Annotated in this window: 17 protein-coding genes and 1 pseudogene; 5 read left to right on the top strand and 13 right to left on the bottom strand. The window is 34.5% G+C overall.

Going from position 1 to position 19,650, the window contains the following annotated elements:
• Positions 1–9 precede the first annotated feature (9 nt).
• From J7574_RS11885 to J7574_RS11830, 12 genes are all read right to left on the bottom strand, one after another.
• Entirely contained in the window at positions 10–2,712 is a 2,703-nt protein-coding gene (locus J7574_RS11885; protein ID WP_290968375.1) for a hypothetical protein, read from the bottom strand.
• The gene (locus J7574_RS11880; protein WP_290968373.1) at positions 2,700–6,113 is read right to left on the bottom strand and encodes a baseplate J/gp47 family protein; all 3,414 of its coding nucleotides are present in this window, start codon (positions 6,111–6,113) and stop codon (positions 2,700–2,702) included. Before J7574_RS11880 ends, J7574_RS11885 begins: the two co-directional genes overlap by 13 nt.
• A gap of 11 nt (positions 6,114–6,124) precedes the next feature.
• On the bottom strand, positions 6,125–6,535 hold the full coding sequence (locus J7574_RS11875; RefSeq protein WP_290968371.1) for a GPW/gp25 family protein: 411 nt from the start codon (positions 6,533–6,535) through the stop codon (positions 6,125–6,127).
• A 3-nt stretch (positions 6,536–6,538) separates the two neighbouring features.
• Complete coding sequence (locus J7574_RS11870) at positions 6,539–6,829, bottom strand: PAAR domain-containing protein (RefSeq protein ID WP_290968369.1); 291 nt, start codon at positions 6,827–6,829, stop codon at positions 6,539–6,541.
• A gap of 185 nt (positions 6,830–7,014) precedes the next feature.
• Positions 7,015–8,760, bottom strand: coding sequence for a type VI secretion system tip protein VgrG (gene vgrG, locus J7574_RS11865; protein ID WP_290968367.1), 1,746 nt, complete (start codon positions 8,758–8,760; stop codon positions 7,015–7,017).
• Positions 8,761–9,453, bottom strand: coding sequence for a LysM peptidoglycan-binding domain-containing protein (locus J7574_RS11860; RefSeq protein ID WP_290968365.1), 693 nt, complete (start codon positions 9,451–9,453; stop codon positions 8,761–8,763).
• Between the two features lies 1 nt (position 9,454).
• The gene (locus J7574_RS11855; RefSeq protein WP_290968363.1) at positions 9,455–9,619 is read right to left on the bottom strand and encodes a DUF5908 family protein; all 165 of its coding nucleotides are present in this window, start codon (positions 9,617–9,619) and stop codon (positions 9,455–9,457) included.
• Between the two features lie 6 nt (positions 9,620–9,625).
• The gene (locus tag J7574_RS11850) at positions 9,626–10,072 is read right to left on the bottom strand and encodes a phage tail protein (protein ID WP_290968361.1); all 447 of its coding nucleotides are present in this window, start codon (positions 10,070–10,072) and stop codon (positions 9,626–9,628) included.
• Positions 10,073–10,074: 2 nt separating this feature from the next.
• The gene (locus J7574_RS11845) at positions 10,075–10,503 is read right to left on the bottom strand and encodes a phage tail protein (protein WP_057123864.1); all 429 of its coding nucleotides are present in this window, start codon (positions 10,501–10,503) and stop codon (positions 10,075–10,077) included.
• Positions 10,504–10,531: 28 nt separating this feature from the next.
• A complete protein-coding gene (locus J7574_RS11840; protein ID WP_290968357.1) occupies positions 10,532–12,631 on the bottom strand; it encodes a phage tail sheath C-terminal domain-containing protein in 2,100 nt (699 codons plus the stop codon).
• A gap of 21 nt (positions 12,632–12,652) precedes the next feature.
• Positions 12,653–13,495, bottom strand: coding sequence for a hypothetical protein (locus tag J7574_RS11835; RefSeq protein ID WP_290968356.1), 843 nt, complete (start codon positions 13,493–13,495; stop codon positions 12,653–12,655).
• Positions 13,492–14,094 (bottom strand): DUF4255 domain-containing protein, encoded by a 603-nt coding sequence (locus J7574_RS11830; protein WP_290968355.1) that lies wholly within the window; start codon positions 14,092–14,094, stop codon positions 13,492–13,494. Before J7574_RS11830 ends, J7574_RS11835 begins: the two co-directional genes overlap by 4 nt.
• A gap of 491 nt (positions 14,095–14,585) precedes the next feature.
• On the opposite strand from J7574_RS11830, the gene J7574_RS11825 reads away from it, so the two are divergent.
• The 5 genes from J7574_RS11825 to J7574_RS11805 all read left to right on the top strand — a co-directional run bounded on the left by J7574_RS11825 (position 14,586) and on the right by J7574_RS11805 (position 19,310).
• Positions 14,586–16,013, top strand: coding sequence for an amino acid permease (locus J7574_RS11825; protein ID WP_290968354.1), 1,428 nt, complete (start codon positions 14,586–14,588; stop codon positions 16,011–16,013).
• Positions 16,014–16,064: 51 nt separating this feature from the next.
• Positions 16,065–16,742, top strand: a complete 678-nt coding sequence (locus tag J7574_RS11820; RefSeq protein WP_290968352.1) for a hypothetical protein — start codon at positions 16,065–16,067, stop codon at positions 16,740–16,742.
• A gap of 232 nt (positions 16,743–16,974) precedes the next feature.
• Positions 16,975–17,529, top strand: coding sequence for a transposase (locus tag J7574_RS11815; RefSeq protein WP_290968350.1), 555 nt, complete (start codon positions 16,975–16,977; stop codon positions 17,527–17,529).
• Between the two features lie 104 nt (positions 17,530–17,633).
• Positions 17,634–18,266, top strand: coding sequence for a hypothetical protein (locus J7574_RS11810; protein ID WP_290968348.1), 633 nt, complete (start codon positions 17,634–17,636; stop codon positions 18,264–18,266).
• A gap of 216 nt (positions 18,267–18,482) precedes the next feature.
• On the top strand, positions 18,483–19,310 hold the full coding sequence (locus tag J7574_RS11805; protein ID WP_290968346.1) for a DUF3800 domain-containing protein: 828 nt from the start codon (positions 18,483–18,485) through the stop codon (positions 19,308–19,310).
• A 59-nt stretch (positions 19,311–19,369) separates the two neighbouring features.
• Here J7574_RS11805 and J7574_RS11800 read toward each other — a convergent pair.
• Positions 19,370–19,489 (bottom strand): annotated as a pseudogene (locus J7574_RS11800) (XRE family transcriptional regulator); the annotation flags it as partial.
• Positions 19,490–19,650: the final 161 nt, after the last annotated feature.

Genomic DNA, 19,650 nt, shown 5'->3' with positions numbered 1-19,650 from the left:
CAATAGTTTTTATAGTGATCCTAAATTTGTTTTTCCTAGTATAATTTTATCTGACAATCGCTCGTTTTCATCGCTGCAGTCAAATAGTCGTCCTGTTGGATAAACATTGTCCAGACTGGTTAATGATTTAATAAAGCTGATTAATTGTGGTTCTGGCTGTTCTTGATTCAAATCGGTTTTGGCGATTAAGTAGTCTTTATACGCTTTTTCAAATTGGACAAGCTGATTTTCTGCGGGGTCTTTTAAATCTTTTTCCCTGTATCCAATCCAGCATATTTTTGCCAGAACGTGAGCAGGCAATTCTTCTTTAATTATTTTTTCTATATAATTTCTAAAATCGGTATTGGCAAATCGCAATGTGTATCCTGGCAATATCACACTCACACGATAGGAGTAGGGATCTATTGGTTCGCAATCGCCGCACTCATCGGCACAGATCGGCATGAAAGTATCTGGATTTACCGTTATCTGATTTACATCTGGGCGCAACATCATGTGCTCGACCAAAAACATTCCTTCTTCGGTAAAATCTTCTTTCATGAATTGAATTAAATCCAGAATCGATTTCTCTAAATCAGGAAGATTAGTATAATACTCAAATCTGCGGGCAATAATGCGATCTGGATTTTTCTTGTCTTTAATGGCTGGATTTATAATGTCGTACGAATATTTTCCAGCATCTGACTGCTGAATTAAAATATTATCGATAATGGATAAATCTTTTACCGTACCGTTTTTAAAAGCTTCTTTTATTTTATATTCTCGAGTCTGAATAATTTGCAGTACGGCAAAATACAGTTCCTTGTTTGCAGCAGATGTATCAAAATATTCTGCTGTTGAAGAAAGTACAATATCGCCATGAGTGTCTACAATACGCCATCTATAAACAGATTGATTGTCTGTGTCAATAAAATTGTACATTTCGACAAACGAGTTAGAAAGATTTCTACGATTGTAATTTCTAATACCAATGAGTCTAGAGATTCTTTTTTCTGCACCTGAAACATTGTTGGTATTCCATAAATTGGCAATGGGCTGTTTGTAATAATCAAAAGCATTTCCGCGATCTTTGCTTACTGCTTTGTAATCTTTCAGAAAGTTTTCTTTGTCACGTAAAACGACTTGATCTGTGGTGTTGCCATAAATGGTCTTGTTAACGAAAACATATTCTGAAAAGTTTTCGGCAAAACGAGATAAGAGATGATCTAGAATTTTATTTCTTCGCTCGATATTATTGTCCTGTTGATCAAAAAGCAGTTCTGTAATAGAATCATCTGTGTAATTATCATATCCGTTGACAATGTCATTAGCGCCTTCAATGTCTTTAACGACTTGAGTAAACAGCGTTCGGGTCAAATTACCGCTTACCGAAAGCAATTCGCTTACTTGTCCCAGTTGCTTAAAATAACTTCCTAAGATTTGATCGAAAAACAGAAGATAGCCTTTTAGCTGTTTCGCCTTCGATTTACGTTCAACAGAGGCTCTTGACGGAAGTCCGACTTCGCCAATTCCATACGTTTCAGGAAAATCATTTTGTATCGTGGTATAAATATCAGTATTAAGATATTCGCCATTTGGTATTTCTAATTCTTTATTTTGGCTGGCATTGGTTGTAGCTTTATCTTTCTCAGCTTTTATAGCGTCTGAGTAAATTTTTACCTGCGCCTGATTGATATTTAGCGGCAACAATCCTTTATTGTAATTGAAAACACTTTTAGGGCAAATAACAGGTTTTTGGTAGGCTGCAAGGCAGATAAGCCATTTGTTTTCGAGATCGTCTCCAGCGCAATTGCCCAAAGAAATATCTTTAATTAGCAATACATCTGGCACTGACATTATTATTCTCATAATATCTGAAAGGCGCACTTCGTTTCTCAAATCGGCTGTTAGCAATTCTTTGGTATCAATAAAGCCATGCTCTAAAATCGGACCATCAAAAATTTCCAAAGTAGAATATCCTTTGTCCATCATTTGCTTTATAGAATAAAAATTGACTGTAGTCGACAAATAACTTTCTAGAGCATCCATTACTTTGGCATGAACCAGTTCTTCATCGGCTTCTGTATCTACTTCAATGTCAGCACATATTTTTATTGGGTAATCAACCACTTTTTTGATATCTACAAGATCTTCACAAAGATTTCTGTTGGCCTGATACTGCTTTCTAATCTGTTCTTTTACAATCGCTATATCTGCAGGTTTAGAACTTTCAAAATCTACATAAAGATCATATAAGCCATTAAGTGCAAAAGACTTTTTTAAATTTTCGGGCAGACTTTCAACATCCTTACTATCATAAGAAAGTTTGCTTTTTTTGCAGTCTACATATACTTTTTTGTTATGTTTTGCCAACCAGCAGTTTCTAACTCCATCTATGTCTATAAAAAGTTTTCGGTAGTCATTTTGTGTAACTGGACTTGATGATAATACTTCTGAAGCTTTAAAAAACTGCTTTGGAATGCTCTTATTAATGTCATTTGATTCTAAGATGTTTTCTATAGGCAAATTAAGTCTCATGCCAAGATCTGAAATGGCATAACAAAGCATCTCGAGCATAGTTACACCGGGATCATGCTCGTTAAAGTCTGTCCAAAATTTGCTTCCAAAAGACTCGATGTATTCAATTCCTTTTTTTCTTAAGTAAAAGAAATCCAAATCGTCCTCAGATGCTGATTTTTTAGGAATGGCTATATGTTGGTTTAGTATCGACATTTTTCAGGTTCTTCTTTGACTGTTGGTTTACAAGTTATGATGTTGGTACTGACAATGTGGTTTTTAACAGAGACTAAAATATTTTTTGGACTTGATGGTGAAAGCGTTGTTTGAAAATCTAAAAGATGAATATTATCCTTGTTGTTTTGTGTATCTTCTAATGGTTTGGGCTCATCTTTATTGGTTTTTTTATCGATATAGATTGCCATCTCAAGCTGAGATAAAAAATCGACATAGTATAGATTTTCTATATATTCTATCACAATGCTCCGTTGCAGTTCAACTCCGAATATGATTTGCTTCGAGGTGTCAAATGCCCAAGGCGATAAAAATTTGATAAGATCTTCGTTGAGTTGTTTTTTATAAAAATTCTCATCGTATTGCGGATAAAACTTCACATCCAATTTTATAATCACTTTTTCATAATCAGGATTGATTACTTTGGCCGAAACTTGCATTGAATTTTTAGAATTAATAAAACTTTCTATGCTGTTCAAAGCAGCAGTGCTTACTCTTGGCTCATAAATGTCAAATACATTTTTGTCTACGATGTCTGGAATTACTACCAGTGTGACTTTTCCTGGAGCTAAAAAAGAGGTTTCTGTGCCCGAAATAAAAGTATGGTTAAGGCATTTTACTCTAAAAACATTTGGAAATTCCTGTAAAATAAGATGCTCGTAATCCCAAAGCGTGATCGCTCTGTTTTTGTGGCGCAGGCGTTCGCTTACGCGGAGATAATAAGAAGGATCTGATTCTAATGGCTTTCCATCAAACGAATTAAAAGGCTGTTCGACGCTCTTAATTTGCGGAACTCTAGTAATTAATTTAGAGATCGTTTTGGCAGGTAATGTACTGTCTAAATGGGCTAGATTGTTTTGGTTATCAAAAAACTGGGCAGTTACCACTTGGGTTTTCACATCGATAACTTTGCAAACCGCATCATAGTGTTTGTGCATTTTTGCTCTTATCCAAATGGTATTGGCTGGAAACAGTGTATTGTCATGAGATGCCTGTTTTGGAATGCTAAATTTTACGATGCCCGATTTTAGAAAATTATCAATACCATTAGCTAAAATGTCCTTATCCAGATTTTTCCAATAATTGTTGCATAAAATGTACCATTCAACTTTTTGTTTTCCTGTAAAAGTAGGTACGCTTGTGTTTTCACTTCCTTCCAATATTTGAAATAATAATGAAATTTGCTGCAATATTTCGGCATCCTGAAGACCTACATAAAACTCGCCTCCATGACAATAATCCGAAACCAGACAATTGCTAATTGGAGTGCCAGCATCTAAAATTTCTTTATCAATGGCTTGCTGTTTCAAATAAGAATGTTCTTCTCGCTGGCCAAAAGGAGCTTCATGAAACAATTTTATTCGGTTAGATTCGTAAGCCGAAACTGTAAAATCTATACTTTCTTCTGCTGAATAATTCAGGCTTATGCTTTCTACAAGAGGCGTGTAAGGTTCGTTTGGAATTGGCGTTGTTGGTTCGTCAGTCACATTTATTATTGCCAAAGTATATATTTTGGGATATAATGAATGTAAAAATGACTTATTTAATGTTAATCGAATAGGGCCGCTTTTGCCAATATCAAAGTTGCCTTTTACATTGATGTTAGATTCAAATACGTTGTCTTTATCAGAATCAGTAAATAGCTCGACATCTTCCGGTTGATCTTTCCAAACTTCTTTGTTTAAAACGGATACTGTTGCTGTAAAATAGTCATCTCCAGTAACAATTCCACCGTCTGGGTCTATTTCAGGTGATTCAGGTGTTTCTTCAACAGCTTCTATTGCATCATTAATTTCTACAGGAACTTTTATTTCTGAGTTGCTTTTTTTTGCAATTCCATCTTCAGGCTGGTTGGCATTCATTATTTTTTTAACGGTATCCTTGACGAAAATGGCATCAATGAAACTCTGTTTGCTAATGGTTTCAAGGAAACTATTTTTATAGGCGGCATAATGCGTTACAAATGATAAAGGAGTGTTTTTCCACTTTATATTGATATATGCATCTGTCCATTTTTTAGAAAAGATTTCAGGATAGTTGATTATAAAAGAACTGTTTTTTTCTGGCTGTGTTGTAAAAGGATAAAAAGGTTTTGTTGCATTAAGCAAACCTGTGTCGCTTTCTAATAGTAAAGATTTCACATCATTAACTTCAACTTTTGCAGTAATGCTCGCTATTGTTTTGGTGACTAAACTTCTAAACAGAGCGTGTCCTTTTTTTTCTTGCGTATGGATTAGAAATCGAATGACAGGAAGTTCTGTCGAAAAATGTTCTCCTAAAATTTTCTGATCGTAAGCCGTAATGGCAGGATTGTCTTTTGGTATTTGAAAAACCAATCTTAATTGATTGCCGCCAATGCTCGAAGATTGATTTCCATTCTTAAAAGCAACGTCTTTGCTGGGTTTAAAATTTCCAATCCATCCTTTTTTTCCGCTATATAAAATGCTAATGTTTTCCAAAAGATCATCTACAGTAAATGATGAAGCTGGGAAACTTAAGGGTTCATTAAAATTAATTGTGATGTCAATATTTCGATCTCCTTCTTTAAGATTAAATAATTCTGATGCTATCGCAAAACCTACTTTGGCATCGTTTAATGCTGGATACTTGCTTTCATTGGAAGTATATCCAAAAGGAAACCAATAAGGGGCATCTTCTTTCAAAGGTTCGCCTTTTCCGTCCAGAGAATTTGCAATTTCACTGTACTTTATTTCGCCGCGATCAACATCATTATAAACACTTTTTAAGTAAGCGATGTGGGCTTTATTGGCAATAAATTCTTCTGTAGTTTTGTATATTAATTTTTTGCCATCAGGATCTTTTCCTGCATCCAATTCGGTATTTGCTGCAATTTTTTCTTCGGCAACTTTTTTTGCCAGTTCAAATATGATATTGACTTTATCTGCTTTTGCAGGAAGTTTTTCGATCTGCAATATGTCTTTGTAGAAAAAATCTAAATGCTTTTTGGTAATTAGATTAAGCTTGTTTTGAGATAATTCCAATAGCTTCAAGAAACATACAAACAAGGTTAGGTGAGGAGTAAGGTCTTGATTTATATTGGCTGCAGATAAAGTTTTGGTGATGCTGTCTTTTAAAACTGCATATTCTGCATCTGTTCTTTTTGGAATGCCATCTGGGTGATCCTTTATTGAAAAACCGAAATAGCTAAAAAATTCCTGCCAATCTCCTTCTGGTTTTTTATCGTTACTAATGTCGAAAAAGTTGACTTGTTTCGCCAAATTATAAGCAAATAACACCCAGTCTTCAATAGTAAAATCATGAAGTTTCAAGTTGCTTGGCTCTAGTGCGTCACTAAAGCGTTCCTCTTGATTGACTCCATTTCTTTTAAAAATAACATTGTCTATTTGACTGCTGGTGCTCATAGCTTTAAACTTTAAATATTAGTTCCTTCTTCTTTATAAAACGGATAAACAAGATTGCTTCTTGAGTTTGTGCTTCTTATTCTATAGTCGATTATGACTAAAAATTCTCCTTCTAAATCGTCGCTTTGGGTTATGTCGATTTTTTCTACATCAATTCGCGGTTCATAATATAAAATGGCCGTTTTGATGAGTTCTGTAACATAGGTTTTTAGCGTTCTGTCTAATGTTTCAAAAAGTAATTCGTCCATATTGCATCCGTATCGGGGCAGCATAATGCGTTCTCCAATTTTGGTAGAAAGCAATATCTCCAAGCTGCTTTTAATGTCGGCCTCATCAGACGTCATTACAACCGCTCTATTGTTCTTTTTAAACTCTGGCGGAAAACTCCATCCAGTACCTAAAAAAGCTTCTTGATTTTCCATAACTTAACCTATTAAAACCGTTGGGCATCCTATTACAATGGTACCGCCATGAGCAGTTGAATCTCCCATTCTTGCGGCTGGTTTTCCTCCAATGAGTACAGTGCTTGATCCTGCTATAATGCTATCTGGCGGACCTGTACAAACGATCATATCTCCCATGCAGGCTGCTGGTTGCCCGCCAATGAGTACTGTAGGCGAGCCGGGCGGTAATATTGGTCCGCCAACATGAGGAACGGTTCCTGTTACCATTGGACAAACATGCATATCGTTAATTCTTGCGGCTGGTGCTCCCATAATTATAATTTTAAAAAATTAGGCGTAATTTAATTTTAACACATAGAAACATAGTTTTGCTTTGTGCGTAAAGGCGCTTCACTTGCATCAATGCACATAGTTCAGCTATGTGTGGAAACTTGTTTCTTTTACTCTCTCTCTTTTCAACATAAAAAACTATGTTTCTATGTGTTAAAAAGATTTTTTTAATTTATCTGAACAATGCTTCCTTTCACAATTGCGACTGCTGCCGATGACATTTCTGCGCCAGCATTTCCTTCGGCTTTAAATTGGGCAGTTGCTTTTAGATTAACATTGGTGCCTTCAATTTTTACATCGCCTGTTGCTTTTATCGAAATATCGCCTGCGCTTTCCATTTTTATTCCTGCACTGTCAATTGTAATCACGTTCGAATTTTCGTCTTCAACAACTATAGATCCTTTGTCTTCGTCTAGCGTTATTTTCTTTCCTGCTGGAGTCTCAATAGCTATCGATTTTTTATCGTCGTCAAAGAGCACTTTCATTTCACTTCTTGTAAAAATCCCTTTTTGATGATTATCGTCAGATGCCTTTAGCGGAGCAGGTTTTGCACTGCTGTGGAGCATTCCTAACACAATTGCATCATTAGGATCTTCGTTGATGAAGCCAATAATTACTTCGTCTTCAATTTCGGGCCTAAAAAATGTACCTCTGTTGTCGCCTGCATCTAGAGCCGCAACTCTGCACCAAATGCCCTGTTCTTCGTTATTGATGATAGGTATTTTTACCAAAATTCTGTCTTCGCCGTCAGGATCGTCTTGAAGCTGAGTTACAATACCAATATGAAGTCCTTTTATAGACGGAATGATTCCCGAAGCCGATGGCGTATTGATATCATACGTTTCAGAAAACCATTCTGGATTCAGGCCAAACTGTGCGTTTACAGTCCAATTGCCATTTGCTATTTCATGAAAAACTCCTGTCACGTATGCTTTGCCATTAAAACGATCGCCTACGCCTTCAAGCATAAGGATGGTATTAGGCTTTACGGCTGGAATACCTTGAAATTTGACTCTTCCGCGGACTTTCGACAGCTGTTGGAACAATAATTTTGCATCTGCCCAATCCTGCAATTCGGTATCGGTAATATGACCGCCATGACGCAATTCTAAATTTTCCAGTTTTACGATATCGGACAAATCCGAAGGCGTTAGATTTCCGTTTAAGCTCACGCTCGGATCTTTGGCTTCAATTTCTAATAATTCCTGATTGGACGCATTCCAACTGTAGGAAGAAACTTTGGCAAACTGATTTCGAGCATCAATTTCGGCGTCAAAATCGAGCATACTGCTGCCAAAAGAAACAGTTTCAACTGGTTCAGAAGCCAAATCTGGTTTTTTTATCGAAATTTTGCCATTTTCCACAAAACATATTTTTCCATTGGCTTGCGCACGTGAAACTATAAAATCCCAATCGGAAGCATTGTACTGCACTAACTCTTTGTGACTATAATTTGTGCTTTCCACGTCTTTTTGCAGTCCGTAAGCGCCTATAATTTCTTCAAAAGCATCGCTGTCTTTTACATCATAAAAATATTTGCTCTTTCTGCCAATGGTCAGTTTTACTGCTTCGTCTTTGCATTCTACAATTAACAAGGATGAATTGTCTTTTATTTTTATGGAATGTTTTACAACGATCCCTTTATAAATGGTTTCTTCATCACTATGATAACCCGCTTTTATTTCTATTTTTTTTCCTGGAATGAGCAAATCTTCATTACTTAATTTAAAATCTTGAGCGGCAGCATCTCCATCGGTCAGAATAATTTGCGCCATAGGTATTCTATTTACCTCATTATGAACAACAATGCTCATTACTTGGTAAACGCCAGATAGCTCAGTTCCTTCAATAAGCACTTTGTGTGTTATTAAATCTGCACTTTTACTGGTTTGTATGACGCCGCTATTGTTCATTTATTGTTGTTTTTGAAGAGGTGGAAAAAAGATTTTCTGGCCAATTTTTAATTTTCTGAAATTGATAAGCTTGTTGGCTCTGGCTACTTCGAGATAATACTTAGAATCGCCATAGATTTTAAAAGACATTAAAGGAAGCGTATCGCCTGCTTTTACCGTTCTGGTATGCGTTAAATCAGGAGATTGATTGTTTTGCTGTTTGGCTCTTAATTCATCTTCGACAACTCCCTTAAATTTTCCTTTTGCTATGGCTCTTACGGGTGTTCCGTCTGGCCTGAAAAGTTTGTACTCAATGGTCATTTCTGTGAGAGAGCCTTTAAACAGCAGACTTCCCCAAGCAATTTTTAAATAGTTGGGCTTATGTTCTGTGCCGTTATATTCTAAAATTACTTTTCTAAAATGTTCAATGTCTTCAATGACGCCATTTTCGGTGCTTTCCTTGCCCGCAATAACGCCTGTTCGATCAAAAACAAAATCCAATTCTAGTTCCTCTGGAGCAATTGCTGTGAATCTTGGTGCAGGACTGCTTGTGCCAGCGGCTTGAGTAGTGTCTTGCTCGATCCTGTAATGAAAAGTATATTTTTCGGGATTCATGAGCGTAACGAACTCTTCAATATCCGAAATGGGATTGTTGAATTGCGGATCGCTATAAGCAATAATCTTCAGTTTTTTTAATTCTCCTGTAGTTGTCATATTAGCGTTCTTTTTTTCGTTCAATAATCTTCATTACTTGCTCGACACACTCCGCTACGCTATCTTTATCATTTGTAGATGATGAAGTAGAAGCAGGTTTTGCGCCAGAGTTTGAATTTTCGCTCACGTTTATTTTAATGTGAAGCTCTTTGATTTCAATGGGCATGGTACATTATTTTTGATGAAGAGTGAAATAATTATAAGCAAGTTCAAAGCTTTCAACAACAATTTTGCTTTCTAAAGCACTAAAATCTTCAACAGCCCATTTTACAGGATAAGCATGTACCACTTTCCAATGCATTAAAGGTTCGTGATCTTGATTTAAAAGTTTTACAGTTAAATCTACAGGCTTGAATTCGAAATTTTCTAATGCTTTTCTGCACCATTCTATTACGTCAGAATCAATAAGGATTCCTCTTTTTAAAACCAAATTGGGATATTTGGTTTTGACAGGGAATTTGTGTTTGAATCTGTTTTCTCCACCCTCGACAAATTCTTCTGTTTCAAGATCTACAGAAAGTCCTGATACCGATTGAAATTGATGATCTTTTTCTTTTGTTCCCAATTGATCAAATTCAACCAGAAAATGAAAGCCGACGGGTGGATAATAATTAGCCATCACTAGTCATTTTGAATAGACAAACCTTCATGAACCAATTCGATGGATTCAATGGCCACTTCGTTTCCATCGGCTTTTAGATCAGTCGATTGCACTTTTGTTGGCCACGCATTTTTTACTTTCCAAGTAATTACTGGTTCGTGTTCCTCATTGAGTAATTTAATGGTAATATCCCTTCTTTCGATGGTATTTAGTTTTACCGTATTCCACCAAGCGTAATATTCATTATCGCTTTTAAAAGTGCCTCTTTTCATCGTAATGTTAGAGAACTTTTGCATGCCTGGCATCTTGATTTTACTGTATTCTGGACTTGCGCCCTGACGGTACTCAATAACTTCAGTTTCTACATCTAATCCGGAAACTTCTGTAAAGCCTATTTTTGTTCCACCCCAGTCAACTGAGAAATGAAACTTTGCTAACGGATAACTCATGATCTATATTTTTTTAATGATGATTTAATTAAGATTCCTGCATTTTGTGAGAGAAACGTAGGATGATAAACTCAGCCGGACGAACTACTGCCATACCAATTTCGATTATCATTTTACCGTCTAAAATATCCATAGCCGACATGGTTTGTCCCAGTCCGATTCGCACATAAAATGCTTGTTCAGGTTTTGCTCCTGCCAAAGCGCCAGCTCTCCATTGAAGAATTAAGAAATTTTCAATCATAGCTCTTACTCTTATCCAAGTATTGGCATCGTTTGGCTCAAAAACGAATTGTTCGGTTGCTTTTTTAATAGATTCTTCGGCCATGTTAAAAAAGCGGCGAACGGGTACATAGCGCCATTCACTATCGTTACCGGCTAAGGTTCTTGACCCCCAAACCAAGGTTCCCTTGCCGGTAAAAGTTCTGATAGCGTTGATCGATTTACCTGCAACAGTATCAACATTTAAGTTGTCCTGAATGGTATTTGTTATTTTAACGGTTGGTTTTATTACATAGTTCAAACTTACATTTGCAGGAGCTTTCCATACGCCTCTGTCTTTATCAACTCTGGCATAAACTCCCGCAATAGCAGAGCTTGGAGGAAGTGTTATAGGCAGGTTGTAAATTTCAGTAAGTATTTTATTGAAAGTCGCATTGTCGATAGCTTCTAAAGTGCTTAATTTTCTGCCGTTCAATGCTCCATTATTCACATCTTTTCCGTTAACAGATTTAATCGCATTTAAAAGCGTCAAAAGAGTGCCTTTAATGCCAGAGAAATTATTTGTAGATACTGTAATTCCAGTTTGAGCATTTAAAGGAGCATAGTTTACAAGCTTTTTTAATTCTTTATCAAAGCTTACGGTATCAGTTGAAATAATTTTAAGCAGTTTAGGCGTATCGTTCTCGTCCTGTACTTTTTTCTTTAATGTTTTTAAGTTTTTGTAAACAGAATCAATTTTGTTTGTGTCGGTAAAGTTCAAATTAAAAGCAGTTAAAGCACTTGCAATACCAGCAGCAATGGTCATGTCCTCATCAGATATGGTACTGATGGCAGCATTTGCTTCGTCGTTTAGCGAATTTCTCAAAAGAGATAAACTTTCTAAAGAAGCAAGCACCACATTCAGTTTATTCAAGAAAGCTGTTTTTTTGGTAGGATCGCTCACAAAAGTTCCTCCTAAATCAAAACCAGTTGCATCATTGCTGTAGATCTGTAAAAACAGATCGCTCACTTGACCAGAAATATCTCCAGGAGTAGTGGTCACGTCAATCAATTTGGCTACGGTGGCATCGATTCCTGTAGTCGGATTTTCGATAGCTACCAGTCCTGCAGCAATTTGGTCGTATGCTTTTGCGGTATAAGAGTAGTGTTTTAATACAATTTTACTACTGTCAAAAGCATAGTCTAGAATGGTTTCTAAGTGAGGATAATAAGCTGCTCCGTATTTAATGGTATCTTTTTCAGAACTGATTTTATCCCTTAAGTCATCTACGTTGGTATCGGTTGGGCTAGACTCATCATAACTTAAAGTATCGATTAAGGTAAATCTGTCCTGAAGGTCTTGGCACTGCATTAAAGCATTGTTGTATAATCCGTAGAAATCAGTTGTTGTAATGCCGCTCACTCTAGTGGCATCAGGAAATAGAATTAGTGTTGGCTCGTCTACCTTTTCTAATTCGGCTAGTCCATCGTTCAATGCAGTGCTGTTATTGATTGCCGTAATTTGAATATCTGAATCATCTAAGTCGTTTCCATAACGTCCTACCGAAATAATGTAGCAAGGGCCTCCGCCATTGGCAAAAAACAGCTGTAATGAATAATACATCAAAAAAGGCTGTTTTGAAGTGGGCTGATCTACAACAATAGATCTTACATCTCCATTTTCAGTTGAAACATCATTAATGGTTACACTAATTGTAGTTTCTGGTTTTGCAAAGCCAAAAAAGCGCTCATATTCTAAAAGAGATGTTATTCTTGTTGGTTTCAATTTCAAATCTCCATTAATCTTGTTCGTGGCTTTTTCAGTATAGCCAATAAAACACGGAATCGCAGTCTCTACCTGGGCAACAGAAGGAGGGAACTTTACGATTTCCTCTACATATACTCCAGGCGTTTTGTAAGTTGTTGCCATAATTGAATTGTTTTTTAATTATTAAATAAATATTTCTGAATAGTAATCACTATTGAATTTTGTTATTGATTTTACAGAAGGATTTGGATATTGGCTTTCTGCTGGTTGTGAGGGCGTAAAATCGGTAAGAGGGTCAATTTCAACAAAGCCAGATTGCGTTAATGGTTTTGCAGCATTGGTCTTGATGACGGTTCCTGCCTTTCGATTTATGAACTTCCAAAGCGTTTTTCGATTATCAAAATGAATTTTAAAACTTGGACTTAACATTTTCCCCAGATTGTTTACAAGGTTTCCAGAACTGTTGTCTCCTTTAGCGTTAATCGAAACCAAACCAAATACATTTTGCTGTTCTGATGGCTGTAGTATCGAAATTAAATTGGCTGTGGTTTCTCCAGATACCAAGAAAGCATTTGAAATGAGTTTATTGTCGCTTATTTTGGGAAGATATTCGAATGTAACGGGTTCAGTCAATGGTTTTGCATTGCTGAAGAGATATGCTTGAGTAAAAGCAAAATCAAGATTAGTATAATTTTCAAACTGATAATCGTTAATTTTAATTAGAAATTTTAAGTTCAAGTCGTCAGGAATTTTAATAAACGGATCCAATTCATCTGTTGCTTTCACTTTAACATAGACTCCAAAGCCTGTTTTCGTTTTTTTGAATACCATTTTGTAGTTTCTAAGTACTGTATTGGTTTCCAAAGTCGGTGTTATTGTTGCAAAGGCGTCGGTGTTATAAGGCTGCAGCATTTTTTCTTTTTTAGCATCAGACATGCTTGCAAAAGTTTCTTCGCCGTTATTCAAAAAATAATTATGAAGAACCGTTACATTAAACAGCAATCCGTATGTAGTAGCAAAACTCATGACTGTTCTTTCTTTTTAGTTATTCCTGAAAACTCGCCAATAAGCTGTCCTTCAGCCTGTGCAATATCGCGCTCGATTTGAATCATGCTCACTTTATATAAAGCTGATGGAAGCTGTTTTCCGCCCAGTGTTCCCCAGATGTAATTTAATTCTTCAAAAGTGGGTGTGTAGAGTTCTACCGTAAATCTAAAGTTGTCTACATTGCTCATGGCACTGCTGTTTCTGTTATAGATCGTATTGGCCTGGGTGAAAAGTTTTTTTCCCTGAAAAAATTCAATAATTTTTGAAATGTCTTTCAAAGAATTAATATACTTGTCTCTGTTGGCGCTAAAAAGGATAAACAGATTTAAATTGACGATACTGTTTTTATATATAGTTTTAGTATTTTCAATAATATGATTAGGGAAGTTTTTTAAAGTAGCTTCTTCATCTAAATTGATCACAGTAAGTGCCACGCCATCTTTTAAGGCTGTAGCTATATCTTCATTTTGAGACTCAAGGAAAGCAATATTTTCTGGCACAACGGTTTTTTCTAACCCGATTTCTTCGAGATAGCTGTTTACTTGTTCTGAAATTATTTGTATGACTTCAAAAATCATCTTTGAATAAAGTTTATTATAAATACTAAAGTGAAATTTTATAGAGAGAAAAAGATTCAAAGCGTAGATAGTAATTGGAAATAAAGCTTCTAACTAGACCTTAAACCGATGACTAAAACAAGGGCTGATAAGATTGGACTAAATTAGATAAAGGGCAGTGTACCATAAAAGGGGAAATATCCCCTTTTTTATTGCTTAAAATACTGTTTTTTAATCTCTTATATTCTAATGTTGTTTTTCGAAACTAGAAAGAATGGCAGACAGAAAAGGCTCCAGATTTCTCTGAAGCTTCTATTTTTGTGGGAATTGCGACACCAATCGAAAATCGGTTCAGGCAAGATTTAAGAAATGGGCAGTTTATTTTTTAAAACTTAAATTTTTATGTTTGATTCTGGCAGATGCGACAGAACAATGCTTTGTGAATTCCTTTTTTAGCTTATCTTCGCTTTTTATAGATCTCTAAAAACAATTAAATTCTTAAAACCTAATCTGTGGAAAAAAATCATGATGCTGTAGAAGAGACTCAGCTTAAACGTGGACTAACTAATCGACACATTCAGTTAATTGCCTTAGGCGGATCTATCGGAACGGGTCTTTTCCTTGGTATTGGTCCAGCGGCCGTGTTAGCAGGGCCATCTGTTATCTTAGGATACGCCATTGCCGGAATTATCGCTTTTTTTATTATGAGACAGCTTGGCGAAATGGTGGTTGAAGAGCCCGTATCAGGAAGCTTTAGCTACTTTGCCTATAAGTATTGTGGTTCATTTGCAGGTTTTGCATCAGGTTGGAATTATTGGATTTTGTATATCCTGGTAAGTATGGCCGAACTTACAGCGATTGGAGTTTATGTGCAGTTTTGGTGGCCCGAAATTCCGCTTTGGACATCCAGTTTGTTTTTCTTTCTGGTTATTAATGCCCTAAATTTTGCCTCTGTAAAAGTATATGGAGAAACCGAATTTTGGTTTTCTATCATAAAAGTGGTGGCTATTATTGCTATGATTCTATTTGGAACTTATTTGTTAATAAGCGGAACAGGAGGAGAGCACGCTACCATTCATAACTTATATAACGATGGAGGTTTCTTTCCAAAAGGATTCTTCGAAAAAACGGCAAAAGGAGATTTTCAAGGTTTATTGTCTGCAATGGCGCTGATTATGTTTTCTTTTGGCGGATTAGAACTGATCGGAATTACCGCTGCCGAAGCCGAAAATCCAGAAAAAAACATTCCAAAAGCAACCAATCAGGTTATTTATAGAATCCTTATATTTTATGTAGGTGCATTGGTTATTCTATTTGCTTTGTCGCCTTGGAGACAAATTACAACAGATAGTAGTCCGTTTGTGATGGTTTTTCAAAACTTAAACGGAATGGAATTTACGCTGTTTGGACAAAAAATCTTTTTTACAAAACTTATAGCCAATGTGCTTAATCTAATTGTATTAACTGCCGCTTTATCGGTTTATAACAGTAGTGTTTATAGTAATTCACGAATGTTATTTGGTTTAGCAGATCAGGGAAGTGCGCCTAAGTTTTTAAAGAAACTAAACAAACATTCGGTACCTGTTAATGCCATTTTAATTTCCTCTTGTTTTGCTGCGATTTGTATTTTAATAAACAAAGTGATGCCAGAAGAAGCTTTTAGCATTTTAATGTCTTTAGTAGTGTCTTGCTTGGTTATTAACTGGGTTATGATTTCGTATACGCATCTAAAATTTAGACAAACGAAAGACAAAGAAAATACCAAAACGAAGTTTGCTTCTATATTTTATCCAATAAGCAATTATATCTGTTTCGCCTTTTTATTGGGTATTTTAGCCATCATGTGGATGACAAATATGGAGTTATCTGTAGAATTAATTCCGGTTTGGTTGGGGATTCTTTTTGTGTTTTATAAGGTTTTTAAAACGAAAGAGAAATAGGTTTTCCTAAATTATTTGTACACCCCAATTAAAATTTAACTAAATAAAAAAATGAAGCAAAGAAATATCTTTCTAATTGTATGTATAACTGCACTTTTTAATTTTATCTATTCGCAAAACCCTGAAAAGAAAAAACTAGGTATAATTTTTAATATTAATGGCCCATACAGAATAACCAGACAAGTAATGTCTAATACCGTTGAAATATCAAACGTAGACAAAAAGGATATGTTTAATGGTGCTTATAAATTTTTAGAAACTGGAAAAGGAAACCCGATTGAAAGAATAATGAATGCCTATTTAAAAAATTTAGCTTCATTAAATGTTGAAATTATTCAAATAAAAGATACCGTTAGTAGAGCAAATGACCCAATTTTCGTTTGGACAAAACGACAATATGTAAACGACGATTTAAAAAAAGCAAGAGTGAAATATAATTTGGACTATTTACTTATTGTTGATGGGTATTTTGGAATAGAGTTTGAAAAAGCGGGAGTCTTTGATGGAGATAAAAGAACAAATATATTTTTGAATAATGATTTTATAAATTTAGAAACGAATGAAGCAGTTTCAGATTTTAATGTTGGGAATATTAGCAATGTGAAAAAGAAAAATATGCTAAGTCCTCCAAATTTTCCCAATTTTGATGAAAGCATGAATAATCTTTTAAATAATAAATTGTTACCTGAAATAGAACGTAAAATTAAAAAAAGAATAGTTATACCTTAAAAGTAGTTCTTTTTGTGTTTTATAAGGTTTTTAAAACGAAGGAATAAATAAGTTTAAAAAAGTCTCATTGCATTAGAAATGGGACTTTTTTTGTTATGCTAATGTCTTGTCTACAAAATACAAGCGCAACGATAGCGCAGATTTGTAATCTGTGCCCGCAAAGTATTTCTTTAATATCTTATAAATAATATATAAGATTTTTCTTTATATTTTTTATTTTTGTTTGAAAAAAATGTCTACAAAATACAAAGCAACAACAACTGACGAAGCCTATTTTATAACTATAACTGCTGTAGGCTGGATCGATATATTTACTAGATTAAATCAGAAAAATATTTTAATAAATGCTTTAAAATATTGTCAGGAAAATAAAGGCTTAGAAATTTATGCGTATTGTATTATGAGCAGTCATATTCATTTGCTCTGCAAAGGGACGAACGGTTTTGTATTATCTAATATTATTAGAGATTTTAAAAAATTTACATCCAAAAAAATAATACAAACAATAGTAGATGAACCCGAAAGTAGAAGAGAATGGATGCTGGAATATTTTCAAAAAGCCTGTGAGCATTTAAAAAAGGATCAGAATTATAAAGTTTGGCAAAATGGTTATCATGCAGAACATATTTACAGCAATAAATTTATTAAGCAAAAAATAGAATACATCCACAATAATCCAGTAAAAGATAAAACTGTTAGTTCAGCTGAGGATTATTATTTTAGCTCGGCAAGGAATTATTCGGGACTAGAAAATGATTTAGATGTTGTTCTATTATACTTATTTTGAAATGCTCAAAGTGTTGCGTTTACTCAACTTTGCGGGCACGGATTGCAAATCCGCGCAATCGGGTTTTAAATCAACTTATAAATTTTTATAAATGAGAATAAAAAATGGAAAATTTTCAAGAAAAACTCAATGAGTTTAAAAGTCAAATAAAAAGAAGAAAAATACAAACCGATACTTCTGGAATATTATTGTTTAAAGATTTTTTATCAAAAATGGAAGAATGGAATGTTACATTTGGTTTTACTGAAAATTGGGTAAATAAAATCAGCATGCAACATCATTTTTTGAATATTGTTGAATTGATAGCGCCAGATTTATTGAAAAATGTAATTTCTTTAAATGATTTTAGAAGAAACGATCCGCAAAAAGGAGATACATTTAATTTGTCTAGTGCTAGAGGGCTTGACGCAGGTTTAATTCATGCGCTATTCTGTTGGGATTTATTTAAAAACCATTTAACATTTGAAAATTTTGACAAATTACCAGATCCATATGTTCCCATTAAAGCCTTATATTTAAGAGGCCACTTCGTTAATAAATCTGACATACGAACAATTACAATAGACGATATAACTGCAATTAAAAAGCAAACAGATTTTAGATTACCGTCATTAGATCATGATTTCTTAGATTATATTGATTCTGTATGCGAAAGAAATGGAGGAAGTGGAGGAATTCCTAATCAAGAAAGAACAAATCAATTATGGGAAGAATTTAAAATGAAAAAAGGTTATTAAGCCGAAGATATTAAACCTGAACATTTTGGGTCTTTTCATCTATACCCAATTGTACAGATTACAAATCATAAGTGTTCGATTTATACAGTGGGACAAATTTCGCTATAAACTGTCAGACTTTTTATGGAAAACCGTAATTTCATGTCTGGTTTTTAGCGTAGTATTGTGAAATATTACATTAACGAATATTAATAGTAATTATTTAGAGATTTAAATATGAAGACATTTTATGCCGATGACACATATTGCAAATCAGACAAATCAGATAAAACGAATAGAATTCATCTTTTTGGTGGTATTTTAATTAGTAAAACTGACGAAAAAAAGTTGCTTAAAATCATAAGTGATGCTAAATCAAAATATACGCATCCAAATTTGCCGATGAAATGGAACTTTAAGGACACGGTGATAAAAGATAAATTTCAGGAATTCAATAGGCTTGATGAATATAAAGTTATGCTTGCCGACTCAAACTCTTGGCGCAAAGAAATAATTAAAAAGTCACTAGAATTAGATTATAAAATAGTTTGTGGAATTATTGAAAGTTTTTCAGATGATGTTAAATTGGCAAAAAAATCTAAACCAGATTTTCTAAAATATTCTTTTGAAAATATTCTAATGCGTATCGGAATTGATGCTATGAACAAAGATTATGAAACCTATGTTGTTGTAGATTGGCCTCCAGACGGCAATCCACAACCATTAGTCCAAGCATACTATAAGCTTTTTCATCAAGGGAAATCATCAGCAGGAACTCCTTCAAAATCTGGGAAATTATCGGATTGTAATTTCTTTCATTCACTTCTTTTTGCAAAATGCAATCACAGTCCGCTTTTACAATTCAGTGATTTAATAATTGGTTCTATTAAAGATTATTTAGAAGCGAAACTTTCAAAACGTCAAAATTTATTTGCCACAGAAATTTTTGAGTTATATAAATGCAAAATTAGATTTGGAAATGGAACTATGTTAGGTTACGGAATTATTCCTCCTAGTAGTAATCAATCTTTTAGAGCAAAGATTAAAAGAATTCTAGAAGAGTAAGATCAAACAAAAAGAAACTCAAAAAAGTTTCTTTTCAAATCAATATATCTCTCAAATAATTACTTCCCAATCAACTTCTCAAGCCTAACCATCATTTCCTCTTTCTCTTTCAACATCCTTTCGTACAAAGCAATCTTTTCTTCGTGAAGTTTTAAACCCTCTTTTATAGGGTTAAAAGTTGGTTGAATATAATTGAAAAACTTCTCAAAAGGCTCGGCTATGTTTTTTAAATATGCAAAGTTGCAACCATTTGCACAACATTTTGCAGGTAAGAGGAAAGTTTATCACAGGTTTTAATGCCTAAAGCTATATTAGAGAAATTAATTGTGTACATTTGAGA

It is taken from the genome of Flavobacterium sp. (assembly GCF_017744675.1).
Classification (GTDB): Bacteria; Bacteroidota; Bacteroidia; order Flavobacteriales; family Flavobacteriaceae; genus Flavobacterium.
Note: the sequence above shows the minus strand (reverse complement) of the source record. Positions and strands in the feature narration are given on the sequence as shown.